This window comes from Agarivorans sp. TSD2052 (assembly GCF_023238625.1).
GTDB lineage: Bacteria > Pseudomonadota > Gammaproteobacteria > Enterobacterales > Celerinatantimonadaceae > Agarivorans.
The window spans coordinates 1,732,873-1,756,407 of record NZ_CP096670.1; the positions used below are offsets into that span (position 1 = coordinate 1,732,873).

The following is a 23,535-nucleotide window of genomic DNA, read 5'->3' on the forward strand; positions in this document are numbered from 1 at the left end:
TTTATCTGGCGGTTTCTATATAGCCTGCAAAAAAAGGTATGATATCAATTAAGATAACCACGGAATTTTATTTGTGAGTAAGCATTACCCCCAAACGACGTTTAGCCTTTTAGAGTCTAGCCAATTAGAATTGGTGCTTGGTTGGCGTAATCAAGATCGTGTGCGTAACATGATGAGAAATAGCGAGCTTATCTCATTTGAAAATCATCAAGCTTGGTTTGCCGGCTTATCTGAGCAGGAAAACTGCGATTATTTTATTTTCTATCAAGACGGCAGGCCTATCGGTGTACTTAATTTTGATATAGTCGAGCCGGGGATACTAGAGTGGGGATGTTACCTCGGCGAGACCGATGTGTGGCCAGGCTCTGGATTATTATTAGAGATAGCCGCGTTGGACTATAGTGCCAATTACATAAAACACTCTATAGACCAATTGAAAGCAGAGGTATTGTCTACCAATCCTTCGGTGTTAAAACTTCGAGATTTATTTGAGTATCAGCTTAAAGCTAGCAGTAATATCGATGGCGTAAAATCAGGTAGTAAGCCCTTGCTTCACGATTATAGGTATCCCGTTTTAAGGTGGCAGCAACAGCGAGAAAGAGTGCTGGCTAAACTGCCAAAGCAGATTACAGAAGCTGCAAAGAATATTCGCTTTATTTTATAAGGAATGATTTTGAATTTAGAACAACGTATTCGCGAGTGCTTCGAAAGTGCGGCTCAACTTTGTGGCTGCACGTTAATCGAGAATATTGAGAATCAAACTGTGTTATTGGAAAGCGGTTTGGACTCATTAGGTTTTGCATTGTTAGTCGCTCAGTTAGAAGAAGAGCTAGGCCTTGACCCATTTAGTGAAATGGAAATGGCTGTTTATCCCCGTACTTTTGGTGAGTTCCTCTCTATCTACCAGCGAAGTGCTGATAAGTAATGTGGGCGAATCTTGAACAGGCAATAAGCGGTTTTACTGATAAGGTCGCGCTTAGTGTTGAGCACGATGTGAGCTTTGACAGTTTAATTAGCTCGGCACGTGTATTGCGCAAAACTAACTCGGGGCGTCATTATGCTGTTGTTCGTTTTACAAATATGCTCCAATTTGTCACCGAGTTACTGGCTTTCGATGGTTACGTAGAACATTTGGTGTTATTACCTGATGGGGTAGATACCGATGAGGTTTTACGCCGAATTGATGCTGATATAAAAGGTGATAACTGGGAGAAAACCAGCTGGTGGTTTGCCAGTTCAGGCACCACCGGTATACCAAGCTGGAACCCACATACATCGCAACAGTTATGCAGAGCAGTGGTGACCGGAGAGTTGCAAGCTTGTTTATGTTGGGGTCTGCTTTATCAAGCGACTCGATTTGCTGGCATACAAGTTATTTTGCAAAGTCTGCTAAGTGGAGCAAAACTGGTTGACGCCGTAAGTGTAAACCCCCAAACATCTTTAAATATTATGCTAAGTAATGGGGTTAACGCTCTATCTGCAACACCATCAATTTATCGGCGCTTGATGATGGCTAAAGGCATTGAATGTTTACAGCCACAGTTTGTTAGCATCGGCGGTGAAATTGCCGAGCAAACTTTGTTAGACCAAATAAATAGCCTTTTCCCTAAAGCCAAAGTGTCTCATATTTTTGCCGCATCTGAGCTTGGTGTTGGGTTTGCTGTGTCCGACGGATTAGCTGGGTTTCCGCTAAGTTGGCTTAATAATTCTAAACGATTTCCAATGTTAAGCATTGATAGTGATGATTGTTTGTTATTAAAAGTTACTGTTGAAAAAGACTATATCAATACCGGTGATAAAGTGACGGTTAAAGAAGGTAGAGTCTACTTTCAAGGACGCCGTAGCGGCTTAATCAATGTCGGTGGCAACAAAGTGTATCCTGAATATATTGAAAGTGTGCTACACCAATGCCCTCAAGTACTTCATGCAAGGGTTTACCCTAAGTCAAATCCTATCATGGGACAACTGGTTGCTGCTGATATTGTGTCCACCGAGAAAGATCCTAAACTAGCCCAGAAGCAAATACTGGAACACTGTAATCGTATTTTACAACGCTATCAAATACCGATGTTTTTCCGCTGGCTAGATAGCATTGATGTAGCATTGACAGGTAAAGTAAAAAGAAATGAATAGTACTAAATTGGTAGTAGTAAGTGGAGCAAGTCAAGGCCTTGGCTTAGCTATCAGTGAGTCTTTGTTGAAGCATGGCTATCGGGTGCTTGGCTTATCGCGTCAACATAGTGATGGGTTCATCGAGCTAGCTAATCACTATCCTCAACAGCTAGATTGGCTACAGTGTGACTTAGCTGATTTAGATAAGATCCCTCAATTGTGTCGAGATATCGTAAAACAATTTGGCCGTCCTTATGCCCTCGTTAACAATGCCGCGATTGGCCATGATGGGGTATTGGCGACAATGCACGATAGTCAAATAGAACAAGTGATGCGACTTAATATTCAATCGCCAATAATGATGACTAAATACTTGGTTAGACCGATGCTACTTAACCAGTTGGGTAGGGTTGTCAATATCTCGTCAATTATAGCCACTACCGGCTTTAATGGGCTCAGTGTTTATGCTGCATCTAAAGCGGCGTTACAAGGATTTACGGGATCGCTTGCCAGAGAGTTGGGCAAAGCGAACATCACTGTGAATTGTGTTGCTCCAGGCTTTTTAGAAACCCAGATGACAGAAAAGCTGGAAGGAGATAAGTTAGAAAAAATACGCCGTCGAACGCCCTTGAAAAGCCTCGCGAGCCCACAGCAAGCCGCTTCAGCGGTATGTTATTTACTCAGTTTAGAAGCCAGTGCTGTTACTGGCACGACCATTACTGTTGATGCCGGAAGCACGGCGTAATCTTGTCGATGTTTTGGCTGCTTTATTGCTAAATATCAGCAGCATTTCGCAATTTTCCGGGCTATCTGGTTGAGCCAGATAGTTTGGACTCTTGGTATTGTCACCTAGGTCGGAACATGTCCCCGCAGCTTGTCTAAAGCAGCCTATATAAGATTGAAGTTACGACTCACTAGTAATGAACGCATAAGCTGCTTGGGGCTGATCAATGAGCTCGAGTAGACGTTTATGTTTTTCATTAAAGGGAGATGAGTAGGATTGGCTCATCTCTAGCGCTTTTTGGAAATCAGAGTAAGCCCGTCTTTTTAAAAAATATATCGATGCGGCGAAATAATAGTGACTCTTGCCTTTTCTTACGCTTTGCGAGTCAAGCCCAAGATTTTGTGCATAGTCACAGGCGTACAATATATCAGCAAGCGTTTGCCACCTTCTGGCGGAGTTATTGTGAGTTAGCCCTGTATAGCTAGCACTGTGCTGTCTATAGGCCCCCAGCACCTTATCTATTCGACCCAAAAAACCATACTGTGAGTTATGGATATGGTAGTAAAAGTCTTGAATTATTTTAACATCTGCCGGTAGTACACAAGGGTGCACTCTACTGTTAACAAACATTTGGCTACTCGACACCAAAAAACTACCTAACTCTACTAGATGTTGCATTGCCGCTTTGCTTGGAACAAGGTGTTGATTATAAAACTGTTCAGCAAAACTGTTGCCCAGCGATTGGCTGTTAGCATCAACAAGTGCCATATCATGGTAACAAAGTACGCAGTCGGTATTGTCTTGTAGATATTGGTATTGTGTTTCTAATTTTTCTGGGTAGGCAAAGTCGTCACCATCTAGAAACGCGATGAAGTCACCGCTGCAGTTGCTGATAGCTATTTGTTTAGTGGTATCAGAACCGTAGTTAGTATCACTTAAAATGGCGGTCAATTTGTTAGGGTACTCACTGCACAATTTTTCTATAATGTTGCGAGAGTTATCTTTTGAGCAATCATCAACAACAATCACTTCAAAGGGTACTGAGCATGTTTGGTCTAGTACACTTCGTAGGCATTGCTCAATATAGTCTTCAAATTGGTAGCAACTAACCGCAACACTAATTAACGGCTTCATTATTGATTCCATGAAAAATTGGCTACCTGTTGCTCTGCAACTAGCAGGTCTTCTAGAGTGTCAACCTCAAACCATTCATCCGCGATGGCTACAGCCGCGATAGAGTGGCCCGCTTTTATTAATCCCTGAAGCAATGAGGTCATATCAAGTTTAGCCAGTTGTTCATGGCTTAGTTGATTTAAATAATTGAGAACCTGCTGCCAGCCATTAACGGTAAACTTCAGTAGCCCCATATATTGCCCGTTGATTTCGTCCAGATTATTAACCTTGCGACCAATGTCAGTTAGGTAGCCCTGCTGCATTGAAAAGCTTTCTGCGTCATCTAATGGATTTTCGTAACGGGCTTGCCACTGACTAAGCCATTTAGGATCATAGGCTATAGCAATGTCATCATGACAACTTTGCAGGCGTTTAACCGCATCGGCTGAATAAACTATATCAGAATAACTGATAATACAGCTTTCCTCCGCAATGTAATTTTTGGCCTGCAGCATAGAGTAGACCATGTTACTACTTGCCCAAAGTGGGTTGTGGAAACGCTTCTCGAAGAGCGGCTTAAAGCTGTCTGAAAAATAGCCTGTAGTCACGGCTAATTGGTTGATTCCGGCACCGCTTAATGCCAGCTTTTGCCATTCAACAAGCCGTTTTTGGGCCACAGGGGTAAAACACTTGGGTTGTTTAGCTGTGAGTTCACCTAAACGAGAGCCTCGCCCAGAAGCTAGTATAAGTGCGCGCATGGATACTCCTGTTTTACAAATAGTCGATTTAGAAATTCTATGTTTCGCGAGCTGAAGGGTTCTATTCGCTCCGGATGCCACATAATTCCAATTTGCTTGGCCTCTCTACTTTCAATTGCTTTAATAACCCCATCATGACTAATTGCCCAGGCTTTAAAGGGCATTTCAACCTGTTTAGCACCGTAATTGTGGTAGCTATTAAGGGGAATTGAGCACCCATTTACTAAAACTTCCTGATTAGGGTCAACGTGTCCCTCTAGTTTAATGAGTTTCTCTCCATTTAACTGTTGTAAGACTTGCATGCCCCTACATATACCGAGCAATGGTTTGTTGTGTTGTTTAGCTAGTTCAACTAATTGTTCTTCGGTGCGACTTCTTACATCATTGTCGCGAAGACTAAACTCACCTCCACCGGTTAATATCACACCCGCAGGCTTTAGTGTTTGCCATAATGCGCTGGCTGTCTCAGTATGATTTGCTACCAGAATAGGTAAAATCCCTGCACGCATGAGTAATAGATTCCAGCGTTCATCAAGGCTATCGTGGGCCTCTTGATATTGCATAGTATGGCGCCCTAGTGATACAAGTACCGGCGTCATGCTTGTAGGGTCACTTTTTTATTGCTGCAGTCTATATGTAAGCGTTTAGCTTTAGACCAGTTGTGATAAAGCTGCTGGCCTGCACCAATGATAGCGGGTAATCCCAGTTCATTCGCGCGAATTGCCATATGGGAGTTACAACCACCAAACTCAGTAATTAATCCTGCAATACCTTTGGCAAATAACCAGTCAAAACCTGGATCAGCACTAGGTATACACACGATTTTTCCTTCTAAGTCTTGTTGGTTCTTTGTAGAGGTGACTTCCGCACTTACCACTCCTTGGGTAATAAAGTTGGGCTCACTAGCTAGTAACTTAAAATTATAGATATCATCTAAGTGGCAAATTAATGCGGGTAAGTGTATTTGTTGAGCAAGTGCTTGCTTTTGTTTCCCACTATCAATTGATTGCTGAAGCGCCTTCTTGGGGTTATCAGCGCAGCCACTAAAGTTGCGAATTACGTTGATATCTGCAAATGCCATATCATCTCGGCTGAATCCATGAACCTCACCTAGTTTAGCTATTTTCTCAATTGCATCACTGAGAGATTTACTAAAAACAAACTTGGCTAATTCACGCCCTTCGATGGCGGAGCCTATAAAGTGTAGAAATGAATCAACACTGTGATTCAAGCAGTGCTGCTCAAGTAGCTTGTTTAGTTTGTTATATTGCTGTAAGTCTAGGCTAAAGCGAGGGGAAGCCTTAGGTTCAGAAGGTTGTTGTGTCCAGCTAAAATATAGGTCTGGCTCAGAATCATACCTTGGCGAACAAATATCATATGTGCCGGGTCTTAAGTGACCATATTTTTGTAAGAAAATATTTTTGTCTAAAGAGTGGAAATCGTTAGCTAGTTGGCCACTAACAGTTTGCAGTGACTCGAGGTAAAGTTGATATTGCTCTTCGTTGATAATTCCTTCATTAATTAATGACTGAAGTAATTGCACCGCAATAAACCCCGCCCTTGCTAAACCGGCAAAGGGGAGTGTGCCATAGCGCTTACAGTCTTCTAGTAACCAATATATTTGTTGCTCTGGTTCGTCAATTTGCTGACTAACAATTTTTTGACGTTGCTTTAGCTTTTCTATTCGATGTAGATCTTGGATCCATAAGCCAGAACGTGGATCGATAATACGATTGGTTAAATTTCTTAAACTAGATGTTAACGTGTGGCATTCAAGTTCAGTGAAGCCGGCTTCACGAAAGCTGTTTAAGCGCGTTTCAATATCAAGGCTGTAACAAGACAACACAATATCGAACTCAACTTTGTCATGAAAACTGGGGTTAGCGACTAGCTTATCGAGGTAATAGTCTACCAATTTGTCCGCCAAGGCAGGAGGCAAGTCGTTGGGTATGAAAGAGTTAAAGCTTGTTCTTACATCAATGTAAGGCAAGCCATGTAAATCTATCATAAGTGGAAAACTTCTTAGGTTTTTATAACCGTAATTGTTTCGTTGATAGGCCCAAGTGCTGTCGGTGACGAGGTCTTTGTAAAGGCTCATTGCTAAGGGCTTTGGTCTTAAACCTATTATTTCTGCTGGGTTCCAGTCTGGCATTACCCCTAACACTGTTTGTTTACCACTAAGGTAAGGGTGAGGTTTGAACAGGCCTTTTAGTTTGGTTTCTATGTCACTCAGCGCTTGCTTTACTTGGGTAGTGTCTGCTTGTTGGGCAACAATAAGCGGCCTAACTTGTAATAAAACAGGAGCTGCTTCGCCTTCAGTAAAAGCAAATTCAATATCTAATTCTGTCTGAGGGTAGATAAGTTTTAAATCGGCCAATAAATCCCAAATCAATTTGTGCCGAAGGCAAGCTGTATCGCGCGAAGCTAAGTAATGAGTACTAAAGTTATTACTCTCGCCAGCAGTCACTGTATCAGTATGGCCATCCTCGGATTCACTAATAACAACATATGGCGCTCCAGTAGCAGGCACACAACTAAATGCAACCCCACAACTAATAACAGATTGTAATTGAGGCTGAATTAATACTTGCTCAGCATTGCTTAAGTGAGGGCGGTAACTGTTGAAAACTTTAGTTACAGCTTCGATGAGTTCTTGAGCATTCGTAACGTTCTTAATACTCTCAAATTTTCCTGCATTAGATTGCTGGTTAGAATCTTCTTGTGAGCAACTACTTCTTACAATTAAGTTATTGTTGGATAATTGGACAAAAATTTGGTTAAAGTCAGCTTCGGTAGCGTGTGACACTTGCGAATAACTCATCAACACGCCATCCAAAACTATAGCATTCAGTTTAGCTTCTTTTAGAGAAAGCAGAGTTTGACCTTTATTTGAAAAGGTAAACTGACATTGATTTGAGCTATCCAGCATGGCCAATTTTTCCTTGAGATTTTAAAGTTATACTATCAAGCAATTTTTTAGCCAAATCTTGAGGGTGTGTATTGCCACTGTCAAAAATATAATCTGGGTGTAACGGGTACTCAATCGCCAACTCGTTTTTTGCTGAATCTAATGACTCAAATGCACCGCCAGGTTGATATAAGCCCTTTTTATTTCTATGTGACAAGGTTCTCTGTGAGGGCTTAAGTAGTACTTCCGTATAAAGTTTATTATTTTCACGATTCCAAAGGTGAACCTCGTGATACATTGCCACAACCGATACAACGACTAGGTGGCCCTGTTCTGCCAGCATGTTGGCTAAACCTGCGTACTGTAAAGACAATTTCTTTCGTCCCTGTGCGCTATAATCTTGATCGTTTAATGCTGCGCGCAAGCTATCTCCGTCTAACAATACCGGATGATAAGGTTGCAATAGACTGACTAGTTGGTTTGCTAGTGTTGTTTTTCCGGCACCAGGTAAGCCAGTGATCCAAATGACACGTCCTTTCATACTATAGGTTCTCTTGTAAGTACCACCAGTCGGGGTGTTTTTTGTTTGTAAGGATGTAATCCAGATTATCTACTAAGTACTTTTCGGCGCAGCCTCTATTAAATACTACTTGATTTACAAAGTCGGTATTACAGCTAACTTTTCCATCAAGAATTTTTTTGACCGCAGAAATCAATTGTTGAGTTGTTTCAACGCAGACCCCAAAGTGCTCTCTGTCTCTTATATACAAAACATTTGGTAGGGCTTCTTGCAATTTGGTCTGGTTTGGAGAAAAGAAAATTACAGGACGGCCTGTAGTTAAGGCGAAGGAATAGGCTATTGCAGATGTATCTGTAATCATCATGATGCTTTTCGCAAATGTCTCTATATAGTCAGTTCTTTTATCATCAATTGAACACATAGGGTGCTCTTTGCAAAAAGAAAGAATACGTCTGAACGCTTTGGCTCGTTGAGTTTTAATGCCTGACTCGACTAAGTCTAAATCTTCCGGATGAGGTCTAAAAATAATTTTTCTGTCAGGAAATGTACGTAGAATGTCTCGTAAAAATTCCTCGGCATGTAATATCGAATAACTATATTTGGTTTGCTGTGCTGTTAATAGTGAAGATAAAGTTGGAGCATATACAATGCATTCTGGCTCTGGATGCTTTAAAGCGATTTCGTTATAACGCTGTTGATTGTCATCCTGTCGAATATAGCCACCAGGAATTAGCACTATATTGTTGTTCAATTTTTTTTCAAAACAAATTCTCTTGTGTAGTTCCATACAAGGTTTAGAGGGCATGTAAATATAGTGATTTTCTGCTTGACGCATACCTTGAGAAGTTTCCTCTGAAAATAGAAGAAAGTCATAAATCATATGCATTAAGGTGAGCTTGGTGGTTGAAGGAGGTGAGCAGGGGTAAAAATTCGTTGTTACTGTAAGATCGGCCCAATTTGAATTCAGCATTCTTTCTTGGCTGTATATGTTATAGCTTTCAGGCTGATCGCCTGAAAAACACATCTCATCGCTAAAAGTCGCAATGTTATGGTTAACTGCGAGGGTTTCTCTTAGTTGTCCCGCATGTTTTCTAAAGCCGCCACCACGTCCTAAGAAATTAAATCCAATGCTGAACTGCTTGCTATCACTGCTTGATTTAACCCGATTTTTCACAAAAAAACGCTGTTCGAAATCAGCAAATGATAGATGTGGTGAATAAAGCTCCGTTAATGCTTTGTCTTTATTGATCGTGAGCATCGATGCCAGAGTCACGACTGCAGAATCGTAGTTCAATTGTAAAATTTGTTTTTGTGCAACTCCTTGCTCAAGTAACCGTTCTTCAGCGGCTTTTGCATATTGAGGGATAGATATGGCGACGAGGAATAATCCATTGCTTGATGTTAGCGCCTCAGCTTTAACAACAGGCCTGCTGTTTATCGGTGATTTAGCATATTCATCTACAAATATATATTCGATTTTATACTGTTGGAGAATGCTGGCTAGTTTGGCTGCAAAGCTTCCAGCACCAACGATGTATGTAGGTATTGTTTCCATATCTATCCCAATATTAATTAGCTTTTTTTGCGAGAAACCCAGGCTCTTGTCTTGTATTCTGCAATGATCCCTTTATTGCCTATTTTTTCCTTTATAAAATCTAAAAATAGGCCGAATTTCTCTTTGCCGAGTTGAACTTGAATGTCATTTACCGATTCCCATACACCGATGTATTGCTCGGTAGTGAAATGTTTCTTATGTCGCCCTTCTAGGTAGAGTACGTTATCAAACAGAGGACTCTCTGTTAACTTATCGAAAATGGTCGATGTCATACCTGAAGAACCAGAGGAGACCCTTTTCATATTAGGTTCAAGTACATATAAATAGTTTTCTATATCTTTTAGAATTGGATTGTTATCGATAAAACGAGGATTCCACAGCGCGACAAAAAGACCGTTTGGTTTTAAGATGCGATGAAACTCTTCGGTTCCTTTTTCAAAATCGACCCAATGGAAAGAAGAGGCCATTGATACCAAATCAACACTTTGGTCTGCTAAATTTGTGTGTTCACCACTACCATCTCTCCACTCAATATTTGCAACTGAATGCGCACTTCCATGACTTCGCATTTCTTCATTTGGCTCAATAGCATTCACCAATTTGGGATTCATTGCAGCTAGCATTCTGGTCCATATCCCGGTCCCTGCGCCAACGTCTGCAAAGTTGCATTCGGAAATGTCCCTGTCCAACAAACCCAACACTGCCTCTAGCACGTTAGGGGAATAATCTGGTCTATATTGGTCGTAAGCTTCCGCTAGTTGACTGAAATCTCCATGTTTCATAAAGTTTCCTTTTGAATTGTTTTTGTGTTTAGTATGCTCGTTACTTGTGAGCGCAAATATTCTTGGGAGTGTCCTAGGTTAAAAATTTGACTATGTCGTAGTTGTTGAATACGCGATTTGAAGGCATCTTTTTGTTCAAGCAAGCGGTGTACGTCGAGGGCCAAGTTTTCAATTTTTTGGTTAATAAAGCCTATTTTTTGTCTATCGTTAAAGTAGTCGTTTTTTAAAGCACTGTTAGATAATTCATGCTCGTTGAAAGATAAAAAGAGTACGGGCTTCAAGCTAGTAAATGCAAAGCTGTAAGCACTAGAAGAACTATCACTCAACATAATATTAGCGTTTGCAAAACTTTCATTTTGATTGCCTCTGTCTATTTGAAAACGGGGCTCTGAATTTTCCAGTGCTAATAACCATTGAAATATTTCACAGGCTTGCCCTGGGGCATTGGCGTTTGCTAAAGATAAATCTTCTGGATGTGGGCGAAAAACAACTTGATATTGCTCACCTAAGGCTAATAACTCATTCATAATGTGTTGAGCGAAATTTATGCTATATAAATGTTTGCATTCTTCAGATTGAGTGTAACTTTGTGTCGGGGCATAAAGTAAAGTTATACGCTCAGAGTTACTTTTTTCTTGGTAGTTATCAATGGCTAGGTCTAACTTGGGATAGCCAGCAGCGAGCAAGGTAACGTTGTTAAGCTGATGCTCTTCAACAATACTTTTAAATTGTTTCATACTGGCTTTAGACGCGACGGCAATGAAGTGCTGTTCAGCTTGTTTGAGGTTACTAATCAAGCTGTCTCTATACATCGCCGAGTCATAAATAGCATGCACCATTGTGAGCTTCGGGGTTTCTTTCGGAGAGCAAGGTAGCAGTTGCGAAGTAACGACTAATTTAGCCGGTGTTTGCATGGCTCTTTGTTGGCTACATAACCGAACCTCATACCCAGCAATATTTTCATCACACAGCAGGTGACTGTTATGTTTTTGTGCGAGGCTAGCCGGCAAATGACCCAAATGCTTTAGAAAACCCGTAGCGCGATTAAAAAGGCGGAAGCTAATCTCATCAGTTGGAATAGCGCTTTGTGAGAACATGTTTTCAACTTGGACAAAGTCGCCTTTTGCTTGCTTTAGGCTACTGCAAAATTTGTTCGTTGACTGTTCCAATAGCGAAGAGATTAGAATATTACTTGAGTCGTCATCTATCTGGTAAATGCATTCACCAGTTAATCCCTGTTTTAATAGCCGTTGTTTTGCTGCTTTTGCATATTCGGGGTGTGAAATAGCAATGAAGAAAAAGTGTTCTTGTTGGTGAAATGCTGGTGGTATCTCACTCGCTTTATAAATTGGAAGCCCTTGTAGCTCACCAACCGCAAATTCATCGATAAATGCAGTTACGTTTAATGAGTAATCAGTAAAAGTAGCGTAGAGCTTTTGAGCAAAGCTACCAGTACCTAGAATGATAAACTTCATTAGTGACTGCCTCGAATATTTAAATTCGAACGAATTTTAACACTCTGGTAGTCGGCGATATCTTTAGTAATGATTGCGCCAGAAGCAAGATTAACGTGGTTACCCAGTGTTATTGAGGGCTGTATAATTATTCCTGAGCCGAAAGTACTAAAGTTAGCTATTTTTACCGCACCAGACAGAGATACGCTAGGTCCTGTTGTATTGCATGAGCCAACTTGGCAATGATGTTCGATGACGTTGTTAGAGCTAATGAAGTTACCCACACCAATTTTGGCATCAGCACCAATGAAGCAAAGCGGCCCTATGTAGTTACCCCCGGCGATAGATACCCCAGGGTCTAATACGGCACTAGGGTGGATAGCGTTCGCCATTGTGAGCTTATATTTAAGGGCTAATTCTATACTTCGTCTTCTTAGCTGCTGGTTACCTGCACTACAAAGGATCGAGTCAATCGATTGATTCGTAAGTACTTCTTCTAAATCGTTGATGGTACCTAAAATGGGTAAGCCTAGATGTGTTAGCCCTTGCTTCTCTTGCGTATCATCGATAAAACCGATGACTTCGGTGTTTGGGTCTTTGGATAGCACGGCCATGACTTGGTATGCAGCTTTTCCTGCGCCAATTAAGAGGGTTCTTCCATTTACCGCCGGCGTTAGCGAACTTTCTCTATCGCTTAGAGCCTTGATTAACTTATGGTCTACATGGTGTTGAACCATATTACTGTTAACAAATTCTTGTTGGCTAAAATAGTCAACCAATTCATGTTTTTGGGCTAGAGCATAAGCAGGCTCAGTGAAGTTTTCCGGTATCTCGGTTTCTGTTTTAGTGGATAGCGATGCGAGTAGTGTTTGTACCTGTTGTTCATCACCTTGTTGGTAAATAAGCGCGATGGGCTCTCCCACTTGCACTTGACTGCCGATAGACTCCAGTTGCTTCAATATTCCCGTGGTGGGAGCTTCAACATCAAAAATACTTTTACTGCCCTCTAAGCTTAAACAAATTTGGCCTTCAACAATTTCGCAATTGTCTTCAATTAGCCATTCTACAAGCTTTACTTCGCTATCATTGGCCGATTCTTGAGGGGCGTGAATATAAGTGATCGACATCTATTGGCTCCAATTAACAATACAGTTAATGACATCTGATGAGCTCACTAGCTGTTGAGACTCAATTTGAGGGGCTGCTGATAAAGGTGAAAAGTGGGCGCATAGTGTTCGCCCTTGTATTTCTTGGTTATGCTGATGTAAGTGGTTAATGATCGAATAACCTAAACCATCAGCTGAGTGAGACTCTTCAACGATTAACACCTTTTCTGTATGTTGTACTGAACGCTCGATTAGCTCCCAGTTCGGCGTATCAAGTCTGCATAATGAAATAACTTCTACGGGAAGCTCATATTTGAAAAGCAACTCTTGAGCGGCTTTTAAGCTAAGGTCAAGCGTTGGGCCGTAACAAATCAGTGTGAGGTAAGCGGGCATCATTGGCTGAACGAATAAATCGGGCCATGGTGCTCCAACGGTAAATAGTTTGTGCCCTTTAATACTCGAGGCTTTAGATTGATAGGCCAATTTAGGTTCGTAAATGATAGTGGTGCTTTCAACTGAAGCAAAACTGTCCTCAAGCTGTTTTGTACTTAAATAGGGATGGCAGGAAATACTCTGAATGTTTGGTTTGTTTAGTAGTAAACCTTCAACAGCTTGGCTATGTGTTGCGCCATAAGCTCTGCCACCACCAGAGGTGGTGCGTATAATCAGCGGAATGCTGACCTTGCCATTAAACATACTTGGAATTTTACTGGCATGATTAAACAGTTGGTCAAAACATAAACCTAGGAAATCACCGAACATGATCTCAGCAATTGGCCGCCGTCCTGCTAATGCGAGACCTATTCCCATACCGGCAATGGCAGCTTCGCTTATCGGAGTACTCAATACCTGTGACGGGTATTTTTCAGAGAGGTTTCTCGATACTTTAAATGCGCCGCCGTATGGGTCTAAAACATCTTCACCAAATACCATTGATAAGGGGTTTTTGAGTTGAGTGTGTAGCGCCTGATTGATCCGCTCTACCAAGGGTTGCTCTGATAATTCAGCCGTTTGCTCTAGCATTGAGCTCGCAGGTGTATACACGGGAGGAAAACGCGTTGCGTGATCCGCTGATGAAGCCTGCTTTATTGCTTCTTGTATAAGAGACTGAACTTGTTCTTTTTGTTTTAGCTGTTCACTATCAGAAAAAGAAAAATGCCATTTATCTAAGGGATCATTAAGCCACATTTGTTTGATGCTATCCGGTGATCGAGTGTCATCAGATTTTGAGTGAGGCATCAAACGTTGGGTTTCTATCAGGTGAAATACCGGGCCGTGTTTTAATGTATCAATAGCTTGATTTACACTTTCAACTAGCCCCTCAGGATTGAGGGTTGTGCTGGAGAAGGTGTTTATGCCAAATGCTTTAGCTCTGTCGAGAAGGCTTCCTGCAGTGGTTAAATCAGTGGCAGTGGTTTGAGCTATATGGTTTTTTTCGCAAACAATGTATAAAGGCACTTTATACAGGCTGGCCATATTTAGTGCTTCATATATTACGCCTTCCCCCATGGCTCCATCACCAAGGAATACGATTGTTTTTCCTTTCTTAGAGAGTTTTTGAGCGAGGGCCGTACCTAGCGCAATCGGGGCTGTTCCTCCGAGAATACCATTGCTTGTAAATCCATCATGGTGCAAGTGTTGACTGCCTCCATGGCCGCCACATAAGCCCGTTTCCTTGCCGAGTAATTCGGCAAAAAAAGCAGATAGCTGCTCAGGGAATGTGCCAAGGAAGTGACCGTGACCACGATGGTTGGAGAAAATGTAATCTCCCTCTTGGTAGGTTTGCCCGATGATGGCACCAATTAATTCTTGCCCAATACAGGTATGAATTGTTCCACTTATTAGTCCCTCTTTATACAAATCAAGCAGGCTATACTCGGCCTGGCGAATAAGTAGAGCGCGTTTGAAGGCTGTTGTTAAGTCAGCAAGGTTAGGCTTAAGTTTGTCGCATTCTAGTGGTTTCATTGGCGTGTATTGCTTAACTACGTTTGAGGTTAAGAGCGGTATGCTGATTGCGAATAACCGCTTGCTCTATGAGCGTACAAATAGTCGTGACATCATCAATATCCATATTGTTATGAAGCGGCAAGCAATAAATTCTTTGTGATATTGAACTTGCAGTGGGTAACAATTTGGGGTCAGAACCTATTTGTAAAGGGTGAAAGTAGCGGCGGCCAAAGATGTTAGATTCAGCTAATGATTCAGCTACCGATAACAGCGTCATTTCACTATCAAAAATTACAGGCATATACGAATAATTAGGTGAAGAGACTAGATTGAGTTCTGTCATTGCCCCCAGCTTCTCTAAATAGGCTGTTGTCAGCTCTTTTCGTTTGGCTATTTCTAGATCAACCTTATGCAGATTTGCTAGCCCAAATGCGGCTTCTAGCTCGTTCATTTTTGCATTGGTGCCCACCTCAGCTGGGAACCCATCGGAAAAACCAAAGTTGGTCATCGCTTTCGCCTGAAGGTAGTCTGATTCATTGTTTAGAATGAGAGCTCCACCTTCAATGGTGTTAAATATTTTAGTGGCATGGAAGCTGAGAATGGTGGCATCACCGCTATTGAGCGCTAGTTTTTGATGTAGGCTAGGTGTTGAAAAGCTCTGAGCGCCATCGTAAATTAATTTTAGATTGTGCTGTTTGGCTAACTCTTCGAATTCTTCATGGTGGGCTGTTCGCCCATAAACGTTTACCGGCAGTATGGCTTGGGTTTTGTCGGTAATTTTCTCTGCCACACTCTGCGGTGAAAGGCATAAGCTTTTTGAGTCTATATCGGCAAAAACTGGCTTCGCGCCAATCCAGTTGATAGCTTGACCAGTAGCGGCAAAAGTGAAAGGGGTCGTAATCACCTCTTGCTCGACATTAAATAGTTTAAGAGCAAGTTGCAGAGCAGTGGTGCCGTTAGCGGTTAACACAAGATAAGGAACATCAAGATAGGTAGTTAATTCTCGCTCTAACTCCTGAACTAATTGACCATTATTAGTTATCCATTTTGCTTGGTAAATTCGGTCAATATACTGATTGAGAATGTCTCGATCAGGTAGGCTAGGGCATTGTACTAAAAGAGGCTCTGTTCTTATTTTGGAAGTCATTTATAAAGACCCCTTCAAGTCGTTGTTACTAATATATCGGTGATAACCGCGATAACTTTAGATATCTGATACGGCTATACTCACAGCGAATGTTGTTTATGCAAATAATTAAACAAAAACTGTGCCATTTCCCAATCTTCAGGTTCGTCGATATCTTGAGTCAGCATTCTTGGCAGTATCACCGGGAATGATGTTTCAGAAAACATGCCTGCGTTGCCGTCCAGTGCTTCCCTAGTCCAAAAATAAAACTGTCCGGCATCGTGATAGCCGGGCTCTAAGTCTTGTGAGCGTTTACCTATTTGATCAGGGTAAAACGGAGCCACCCCTTTATTGTTCAACTTTATGGCTCGCTGGATAGGGAAAGCGAAACTGGAAGCTGAAAAACTGGTTTCGCATTGGGGGTCTGCCAGGTTGGTCACCGCGGCAAGTAGTTTGTCTGTTGTGACAAATGGCGCGGTGGCATATAAGCAACAAATAGTAGAGTAACGCGATTTATCAGGGTCAATAGCATTAACCGCGTGTTTAACTACGGCGGTTGTGCCAGCATGATCATTGGCTAATTCAGCCGGGCGAACAAAGGGGGTGCTGGCGCCATACTGCTTGGCAATTTCTATAATTTCGGCGCTATCACTGGACACGATGACATCATCAAACAGTTGGCTATTAATTGCAGCGTCTATAGACCAAGCAATCATTGGCTTGCCACAAAAATCTCGAATGTTTTTTTTGGGGATACGTTTGCTACCGCCTCTCGCGGGAATAACGCATAGGCTTTTATTCATTCACTATCTCCAGCAAAGATTGTATCACTCGCTGTTGCTGTTGATGGCTTAAATCAGGGTAGACCGGCAGTGATAAGGCATTGGCAAAGTATTGTTCAGCACCCGAAAATGTTTTGATGGCGGCATCGCTTATTCGATGATAAGGCTGGCGGTAAATAGGCATATAATGCAACTGACAATGAATCTTCATATCGGCTAGCCGTTGATAGACCGCATCTCTTTTATTGTTGGGAATAAGCACAACCACCAAGTGGTGGGCACTTTCGCCTTCAGGGTTTTGCTCAAGCAGTGTCAAGTTTCCAACGCTAAGGGCAGTTTGGTATTGTTGAAATATCTGCTTTCTGCGTTCAATAAAAGTATTGAGTTTTGCCAGTTGGCTTAAGCCTAAGGCTGCGTGTAAGTCAGACAATCGGTAGTTATAACCTAAGCTCTGTTGCTCGTAATACCAATTAGGTTGCCCTGCCAACTGGAGCTCTGTGGGGTGTTTCGTGATACCGTGAGAGGCTAGCTGTTTTAGTCGTTTAGCGGTGTTCGAATCATTGGTGGTTATCATTCCACCTTCGGCACTGGTGATGCTTTTAACGGGGTGAAAACTAAATACACAGCAATCGCTATATTTTCCGTTGCCCACCTTGTCGCCTTGATAGCTCGCGCCTAGCGCGTGACAAGCGTCTTCGATTAGCTTTATGCCTAGAGGCTTACATAACTCACTAATGGCTTGCATGTCGCAGCTATTGCCCGCCAAATGCACGACCACAATCACTTTTGGAAGTGAGTTGGTGTGTTTGGCTTGTTGTAATTTTTGGGTTAATGCGGCGACTGAAATATTTCCAGTATCAGCATCAATGTCGATAAAGCTAATAGAGGCGCCACAATACAGTGCACAATTGGCCGAAGCAACGAAACTAATGGCTGAGGTCCAAACGATGTCCCCAGTGACGACACCTAAAGACATGCAAGCAAGATGAAGCGCTGCGGTTCCGTTACTACAGGCAATAGCATGAGCGCTACCTACGTAGTTTGCTAAGGCCTGTTCAAACTGAGCCACTTGAGGCCCTTGAGTTAGAAAGGCCGAATTTAGGGTATCGACCACGGCTTGCACATCATCTTGGTCGATTTGTTGCTTACCGTAATGAATAGGATCGCTCATGGCTTATCGAAGCTCTTTGATCTGTTCGATGGTCAGGTAATGTGGGTTAGATAGGGAGTTATACTCCATGCCCACTTCGACTTTTTTACCCCCTTCACCTAAAGCGTTTTTCTGGAAATCATTCGTACGGCTGCTAAAAGAAATAGAGGGCGCAATCACGTAATGATCGTCAAACTCGAAAGTATGATAAGAATCATCGGCAGGACACATTACCTCATGCAATTTCTCGCCAGGTCTAATGCCGATAATATTGGTCGTTAAGTTGGGAGCCATCGCCTTGGCAAGGTCGGTTATTTTAACGGAAGGAATTTTTGGCACGAATATCTCGCCGCCGTGCATACGCTTAAAGTTATCTACCACAAACTGCACCCCCTGCTCGAGAGTAATCCAAAAGCGGGTCATATCTTCATGAGTGATCGGTAGTGATTCTGCGCCTTCATCAATCAACTTCTGAAAAAATGGAACCACACTGCCACGAGAACCCACCACGTTGCCATAACGTACCACTGAAAAGCTGGTTTCTTGGTCACCGGCTATATTATTGGCTGCGACAAATAGTTTGTCTGAAGCCAGTTTAGTCGCGCCGTAGAGGTTGATCGGGTTAGCCGCTTTGTCGGTTGATAAGGCGATGATTTTTCGTACTTTATTATGCAGTGCGGCATTAATGACATTTTCAGCGCCATTGATATTGGTTTTTATACATTCCATCGGATTGTATTCAGCTGCGGGGACTTGTTTTAACGCGGCCGCATGGATGACATAATCAACCCCACGCATGGCCATGGTTATGCGGTCTCTATCTCGCACATCACCAATAAAATAACGCATGCAAGATTGGTTGAATTGCTGCTGCATTTCATATTGTTTCAATTCATCGCGGGAATAAATAATGACACGTTTAGGCCGATACTCTTGCAATAGTAACTTAACAAACTTTTTACCAAACGAACCAGTACCGCCTGTTATTAATATCTGTTTGTCGTTAAACATCCACTATTCCCAATTCCAGATTTGATGAAGCATAGTTGCTAATGATATGAGCTATGCAAAGCTTATACCTAGAAGCCTATCCAATTTAGGTAGTTAAACATAGTCGTGGCCTTGCTGTTTGTTCATTTCTTCAACGTAATCCACAAAATCACCGGATTTGTTAACTGTTCTTAAGCTTTTGTTATTCCTAAAATCAAGCGGGCGTCATATTTTTGTCGCATTTATGGCGAATGGCTTGCGAATTTTTGACGCGTGTTTACAATTCAGTGTAATTGTTGGTTTTAGTTAGGTTTGTCGCAAGGTAGCCGAATTTTTATGCAGGGGATAAGGATGCAAGCATCCAAAAATGTTTTGGTGCTAGATAACGACCAGTCTAGAGCTAAAGAGTTAGAGACCGTGTTAGGCTTTATTGGGCAACAATTTAACATTTGTAGTAAGGCTGATTTTGAATCGCAAGTCACTGCTTCAGGGCAGGTGGTGCTTATCAGTAGTGACGTATCGCAAGCCGACGATATTGTCGCGGGTTTTCCTCAATGCCCTTTTATCAGTGTGGGCACCCAAGATGCTATTAGCCACTCATCGAATTTAATTGGGCACCTTGAGCGGCCCTTTAGTTATGAGCAACTGACTCAGTTACTCCACCATTGTGATGCCTATTTAACCCACTTACCCGGGAAAATATCCCCAGCCAAAAGTGAGCGTCTTCGACAGAATCTGATTGGCAAGGGTATTGCCATTCAAGAGGTGCGTCATTTAATCGAGCAGGTGGCTAAGAAAGAAGCCAATGTGTTGATTCTTGGCGAGTCTGGTACCGGTAAAGAAGTGGTCGCAAAGGCCATCCACGACCATTCTGACCGAAGAGATGGCCCTTTTGTGCCGATTAATTGTGGGGCTATTCCCGCTGATTTATTAGAAAGTGAATTATTTGGCCATGAAAAAGGGGCGTTTACCGGTGCTTTTGCGATGCGTAAAGGTCGTTTTGAATTAGCCGAAGGCGGCACGCTGTTCTTAGATGAAATTGGCGACATGCCGATGCCAATGCAAGTGAAGTTATTACGTGTATTACAAGAGCGTCAGTTTGAGCGGGTGGGCGGTAGTAAAGCGATTCATGTTAATGTTCGGGTGGTGGCCGCCACTCACCGCCAGTTAGAAAGAATGATAGAGCAAGAAAAGTTTCGAGAAGACTTATATTATCGCCTCAACGTATTTCCTATCGAAATGCCTTCGCTGCGTGAGCGTCAAGATGATGTGCCTTTATTGCTTCAAGAGTTAGTTCATCGGCATGAAGAAGAGCATTCGGCCGTGGTACGTTTTACTCAACGCGCGGTAGAATCTTTAATGCAACATCAATGGCCTGGCAATGTACGCGAGCTATCTAATTTAGTTGAACGGCTACTTATTTTACATCCTGACCAAATTGTTGATGTGCATGACTTACCGCCTAAATATCGACACATTGATGCTGAAGTATTTGAACCAAACTACAGCCCTGAGTTGGCAGAAAGAGACGCTTTGTTAGCGATATTCAACGATGAAGATGCCTCGGTATTTTCAGACCCAAGCCCAGACCTGTTATTTCCTGAAGAGAGTGATGATAACCAAACTGAGGATGATGAGGGCTGGGGAGCCGTTCAGCAATTGCCCGATGAAGGGGTTAACCTTAAAGAGCTATTGGCTGAGCTAGAAGTCGATCTTATTCGCCAAGCCATTGAACAACAAGACGGGGTAGTCGCGCGCGCTGCTGAGCAACTAGGAATGCGCAGAACCACCTTGGTAGAAAAAATGCGTAAGTACGGTTTGAATAAAGACAATTAGGTATTAATCAAAATCGCTTAGCTAAGGCCATGAATATCATGGCCTTTTTTTTGGCATGATAATTGATTGTTTAGCACTGTTAACGGTTTTATGACGCGGAGCAATAGTCATGCCTTCAGAGCTTACACAACAACAGCAATCAGCCCAATTATCAGAGAATGACCTCGCTCAGATCTTTGATGTTATGCCGTCTGGGCTAATTTTACTTGATAATAGAGGCTTTGTTTCTCGCGCTAATCCGGTGGCTAAGCAGCTACTGGGTAATGATATTGAACAGCAGCGTTGGTTAGAGGCTGTACCGCGTTTATTTTCACCTAAAGCAGACGATGGCCATGAACTCTCTTTGGTTAATGGTAAAAAAGTTCAGCTTAGCTTGTCTCCTTTACGCAATTCTCAAGGTCAGTTAATCGTTTTAACCGATATGACCCACACACGAAAGCTGCAGGAGAATGTCGCCAAACTACAACGCATGTCGGCCTTAGGCAACATGGTTGCCTCGCTAGCTCATCAAATTCGAACCCCATTATCAGCGGCAATGTTATATGGCTCTAACTTAGCCAATAAAACCTTATCGGAACATTCACGACAGAGCTTTCAAAGCAAAATGATGGCGCGCTTGAATGATTTAGAAACGCAGGTGAATGACATGCTGCTATTTGCTAAAAGTGGCGAAAAGATGATTGTTAATTCAACGCCGATAAAACAGATTTTTTCACAACTACAAGCCGCGACCGAGGCATCTGTAAGGCTGCACAAGGTAAAACTAGACATCAAGCCATGTAGCGAGAATATTGAGTTGTTGGTCAATGCAAGTGCATTAGTGTCGGCCTTATCTAACGTCATTGAAAATGCTGCTCAACATAGTGCAGAAGGGCAGTCTATAACCATATCCGCGCAATACCTTGAAGATAACATTAATATTTACATTGAAGACCAAGCGGGTGGAATCCCCCCCGAATACTCGCAGAAGATCTTTGAACCCTTTTATACCACTAAGCAAAATGGCACAGGCCTAGGTTTAGCGGTAGTTAAATCAGTGGTTAAAGCTCACCAAGGAAGCGTAATGCTCAAATCTAACCCACATGGCTCATGTTTTATCGTTAGTTTGCCGGTTCCTGAGAGAGAAGAGCAACATCTAGTAGTGGGAGGACAATAATCATGAGTCAATCAAAAATACTCATTGTTGAAGATGACGCCGGACTACGCGAAGCACTCATTGATACGCTTGGATTGGCGGGGTATCACTGTGAACAAGCAGAGAGTGGTGAGGCCGCATTAGTTATTTTGTCTAATCAATCTATTGATCTGGTGGTTAGTGACGTGCAAATGGGCGGAATGGATGGCTTAAGTTTATTAAAAAACATTAAGCAAAAATGGCCTTTAATCCCCGTGTTACTGATGACGGCCTACGCCAAAATTGATGATGCCGTTTCAGCAATGCGAGACGGTGCCATTGATTACCTATCTAAACCTTTCTCGCCCGAGGTGCTGCTCAATCAGGTGGGGCGGTTTGCTCCAGCTGTAAAGGTTGAAAAAAGAGAGCCTGTTTATGGCGATCCAGTCACCGAAGCATTACTAAATATCAGCCAAAAAGTGGCCGCTTCTGAAGCGACGGTATTAATTAGTGGGCCCAGTGGTGCAGGTAAAGAGGTGTTGTCTCGTTATATCCATGATTGTTCGCCACGCAGCGAGCAAGCGTTTGTTGCGATTAACTGTGCTGCGATCCCTGAAAATATGCTTGAGGCCACGTTGTTTGGTTATGAAAAAGGGGCCTTCACTGGCGCTATAAAAGCCTGCCCAGGCAAATTTGAACAAGCTCAGGGCGGCACCATACTGTTAGATGAAATCAGCGAAATGGACTTAGGGCTGCAAGCTAAACTGCTGCGGGTACTGCAGGAAAAAGAAGTTGAGCGTTTGGGCAGTCGCAAAATGATTAAGTTAGATGTTCGTGTCATTGCCACCAGTAACCGTGATATGCGAGAAATTGTCAGTTTAGGACATTTTCGAGAAGACCTATATTACCGCCTGAACGTGTTCCCATTAAATTGGGTGCCGCTAAATCAGCGTAAAGGCGATATCATCCCCTTGGCTAACCATTTGTTGCGAAGACATAGTGAGAGGGCCTGTGAGTTAAGTTTAAGTGCTCAACATAAGTTGTTGAATCACATTTGGCCGGGCAATGTCCGTGAGCTAGATAATGTTATGCAACGCGCGCTAATTTTAGCCAATGAGTCCACTATAGATGCTGATTGTTTGATTATTGAAAATCAGTATGAGCCAATGCTATTCACTGAAGCGGCGGAAGAAAATGGTTCAAATGGCGAACCTTTAGGTTTAGAACTTAAGCAACAAGAGCAACAAATAATTTTAGAAACCTTAAAAGCCTGCAACGGTAAGCGCAAAGATGTGGCGGAAAAATTGGGTATTAGTCCCAGAACCTTACGCTATAAACTTGCTCGGATAAAAGGTGCAGGAATTGAACTTCCTGCTTAAATCCTGAACAATCAGCATACATCCATATTTTAGAGCAGCATCGTAGTAGTAGATGCTGCTTTTTTATTAAAAATGCGATGAGCGTTCGGCTTACCGTGTTTCCTATTAATAAATTAATGGGCTAAATGCCGTCACTTCACGTATAATGCCGCCGATTTTTGGTTCCTGCTGATAATTTC

At 42.4% G+C, this 23,535-nt stretch carries 21 protein-coding genes; 7 read left to right on the forward strand and 14 right to left on the reverse strand.

Translation table 11 applies throughout. The annotated features are described in order from the left end of the window. The first annotated feature begins 73 nt into the window (after nucleotides 1-73). Genes pseH through M0C34_RS07870 form a run of 4 tightly spaced genes read left to right on the forward strand, consistent with a single transcriptional unit; the run spans nucleotide 74 to nucleotide 2,857 of the window. A complete protein-coding gene (gene pseH / locus M0C34_RS07855; protein ID WP_248715079.1) occupies nucleotides 74-664 on the forward strand; it encodes a UDP-4-amino-4,6-dideoxy-N-acetyl-beta-L-altrosamine N-acetyltransferase in 591 nt (196 codons plus the stop codon). A 9-nt stretch (nucleotides 665-673) separates the two neighbouring features. Next, nucleotides 674-925: an acyl carrier protein gene (locus M0C34_RS07860; RefSeq protein WP_248715080.1), complete on the forward strand. Its 252-nt coding sequence runs from the start codon at nucleotides 674-676 to the stop codon at nucleotides 923-925. Next, complete coding sequence (locus M0C34_RS07865) at nucleotides 925-2,133, forward strand: AMP-binding protein (protein WP_248715081.1); 1,209 nt, start codon at nucleotides 925-927, stop codon at nucleotides 2,131-2,133. The genes M0C34_RS07860 and M0C34_RS07865 overlap by 1 nt, the downstream gene beginning before the upstream one ends. Further along, nucleotides 2,126-2,857, forward strand: a complete 732-nt coding sequence (locus M0C34_RS07870; RefSeq protein WP_248715082.1) for an SDR family NAD(P)-dependent oxidoreductase — start codon at nucleotides 2,126-2,128, stop codon at nucleotides 2,855-2,857. Before M0C34_RS07865 ends, M0C34_RS07870 begins: the two co-directional genes overlap by 8 nt. Nucleotides 2,858-3,016: 159 nt before the next feature. Here M0C34_RS07870 and M0C34_RS07875 read toward each other — a convergent pair whose 3' ends face one another. From M0C34_RS07875 to pseB, 14 genes are all read right to left on the reverse strand, one after another. Further along, nucleotides 3,017-3,970, reverse strand: a complete 954-nt coding sequence (locus tag M0C34_RS07875) for a glycosyltransferase (RefSeq protein ID WP_248715083.1) — start codon at nucleotides 3,968-3,970, stop codon at nucleotides 3,017-3,019. Next, nucleotides 3,970-4,707: a phosphocholine cytidylyltransferase family protein gene (locus M0C34_RS07880; RefSeq protein WP_248715084.1), complete on the reverse strand. Its 738-nt coding sequence runs from the start codon at nucleotides 4,705-4,707 to the stop codon at nucleotides 3,970-3,972. The genes M0C34_RS07875 and M0C34_RS07880 overlap by 1 nt, the downstream gene beginning before the upstream one ends. After that, nucleotides 4,689-5,270 (reverse strand): gamma-glutamyl-gamma-aminobutyrate hydrolase family protein, encoded by a 582-nt coding sequence (locus M0C34_RS07885; protein ID WP_248715085.1) that lies wholly within the window; start codon nucleotides 5,268-5,270, stop codon nucleotides 4,689-4,691. The genes M0C34_RS07880 and M0C34_RS07885 overlap by 19 nt, the downstream gene beginning before the upstream one ends. 32 nt (nucleotides 5,271-5,302) lie before the next feature. After that, the gene (locus tag M0C34_RS07890; protein ID WP_248715086.1) at nucleotides 5,303-7,636 is read right to left on the reverse strand and encodes a PEP/pyruvate-binding domain-containing protein; all 2,334 of its coding nucleotides are present in this window, start codon (nucleotides 7,634-7,636) and stop codon (nucleotides 5,303-5,305) included. Beyond that, nucleotides 7,626-8,156, reverse strand: a complete 531-nt coding sequence (locus M0C34_RS07895; protein ID WP_248715087.1) for an adenylyl-sulfate kinase — start codon at nucleotides 8,154-8,156, stop codon at nucleotides 7,626-7,628. The genes M0C34_RS07890 and M0C34_RS07895 overlap by 11 nt, the downstream gene beginning before the upstream one ends. Before the next feature lies 1 nt (nucleotide 8,157). After that, nucleotides 8,158-9,690, reverse strand: coding sequence for a CDP-glycerol glycerophosphotransferase family protein (locus tag M0C34_RS07900; RefSeq protein ID WP_248715088.1), 1,533 nt, complete (start codon nucleotides 9,688-9,690; stop codon nucleotides 8,158-8,160). A 17-nt stretch (nucleotides 9,691-9,707) separates the two neighbouring features. Continuing rightward, complete coding sequence (locus M0C34_RS07905) at nucleotides 9,708-10,472, reverse strand: class I SAM-dependent methyltransferase (RefSeq protein WP_248715089.1); 765 nt, start codon at nucleotides 10,470-10,472, stop codon at nucleotides 9,708-9,710. Continuing rightward, nucleotides 10,469-11,947: a hypothetical protein gene (locus M0C34_RS07910; RefSeq protein WP_248715090.1), complete on the reverse strand. Its 1,479-nt coding sequence runs from the start codon at nucleotides 11,945-11,947 to the stop codon at nucleotides 10,469-10,471. Before M0C34_RS07910 ends, M0C34_RS07905 begins: the two co-directional genes overlap by 4 nt. Further along, nucleotides 11,947-13,053 carry a biotin/lipoyl-containing protein gene (locus M0C34_RS07915; protein ID WP_248715091.1) on the reverse strand — a complete coding sequence of 369 codons (1,107 nt, stop codon included), beginning with the start codon at nucleotides 13,051-13,053 and terminating at the stop codon, nucleotides 11,947-11,949. The genes M0C34_RS07910 and M0C34_RS07915 overlap by 1 nt, the downstream gene beginning before the upstream one ends. Further along, complete coding sequence (locus M0C34_RS07920) at nucleotides 13,054-14,997, reverse strand: alpha-ketoacid dehydrogenase subunit alpha/beta (RefSeq protein WP_248715092.1); 1,944 nt, start codon at nucleotides 14,995-14,997, stop codon at nucleotides 13,054-13,056. Between the two features lie 13 nt (nucleotides 14,998-15,010). After that, entirely contained in the window at nucleotides 15,011-16,126 is a 1,116-nt protein-coding gene (locus M0C34_RS07925; protein ID WP_248715093.1) for a DegT/DnrJ/EryC1/StrS family aminotransferase, read from the reverse strand. Nucleotides 16,127-16,206: 80 nt separating this feature from the next. Continuing rightward, entirely contained in the window at nucleotides 16,207-16,908 is a 702-nt protein-coding gene (gene pseF, locus M0C34_RS07930) for a pseudaminic acid cytidylyltransferase (RefSeq protein WP_248715094.1), read from the reverse strand. Then, nucleotides 16,901-18,058 (reverse strand): UDP-4-amino-4,6-dideoxy-N-acetyl-beta-L-altrosamine transaminase, encoded by a 1,158-nt coding sequence (pseC, locus tag M0C34_RS07935; RefSeq protein ID WP_248715095.1) that lies wholly within the window; start codon nucleotides 18,056-18,058, stop codon nucleotides 16,901-16,903. Before pseC ends, pseF begins: the two co-directional genes overlap by 8 nt. Before the next feature lie 3 nt (nucleotides 18,059-18,061). Then, nucleotides 18,062-19,048: a UDP-N-acetylglucosamine 4,6-dehydratase (inverting) gene (pseB, locus tag M0C34_RS07940; RefSeq protein ID WP_248715096.1), complete on the reverse strand. Its 987-nt coding sequence runs from the start codon at nucleotides 19,046-19,048 to the stop codon at nucleotides 18,062-18,064. A 330-nt stretch (nucleotides 19,049-19,378) separates the two neighbouring features. Here pseB and M0C34_RS07945 point away from each other — a divergent pair, with 330 nt between their 5' ends. The 3 genes from M0C34_RS07945 to M0C34_RS07955 all read left to right on the forward strand — a co-directional run bounded on the left by M0C34_RS07945 (nucleotide 19,379) and on the right by M0C34_RS07955 (nucleotide 23,356). Continuing rightward, the gene (locus tag M0C34_RS07945) at nucleotides 19,379-20,863 is read left to right on the forward strand and encodes a sigma-54 dependent transcriptional regulator (RefSeq protein WP_248715097.1); all 1,485 of its coding nucleotides are present in this window, start codon (nucleotides 19,379-19,381) and stop codon (nucleotides 20,861-20,863) included. A gap of 109 nt (nucleotides 20,864-20,972) precedes the next feature. Then, the gene (locus M0C34_RS07950; RefSeq protein ID WP_248715098.1) at nucleotides 20,973-22,019 is read left to right on the forward strand and encodes a sensor histidine kinase; all 1,047 of its coding nucleotides are present in this window, start codon (nucleotides 20,973-20,975) and stop codon (nucleotides 22,017-22,019) included. 2 nt (nucleotides 22,020-22,021) lie between these two features. Beyond that, nucleotides 22,022-23,356 carry a sigma-54-dependent transcriptional regulator gene (locus M0C34_RS07955; RefSeq protein ID WP_248715099.1) on the forward strand — a complete coding sequence of 445 codons (1,335 nt, stop codon included), beginning with the start codon at nucleotides 22,022-22,024 and terminating at the stop codon, nucleotides 23,354-23,356. Nucleotides 23,357-23,535 lie beyond the last annotated feature (179 nt).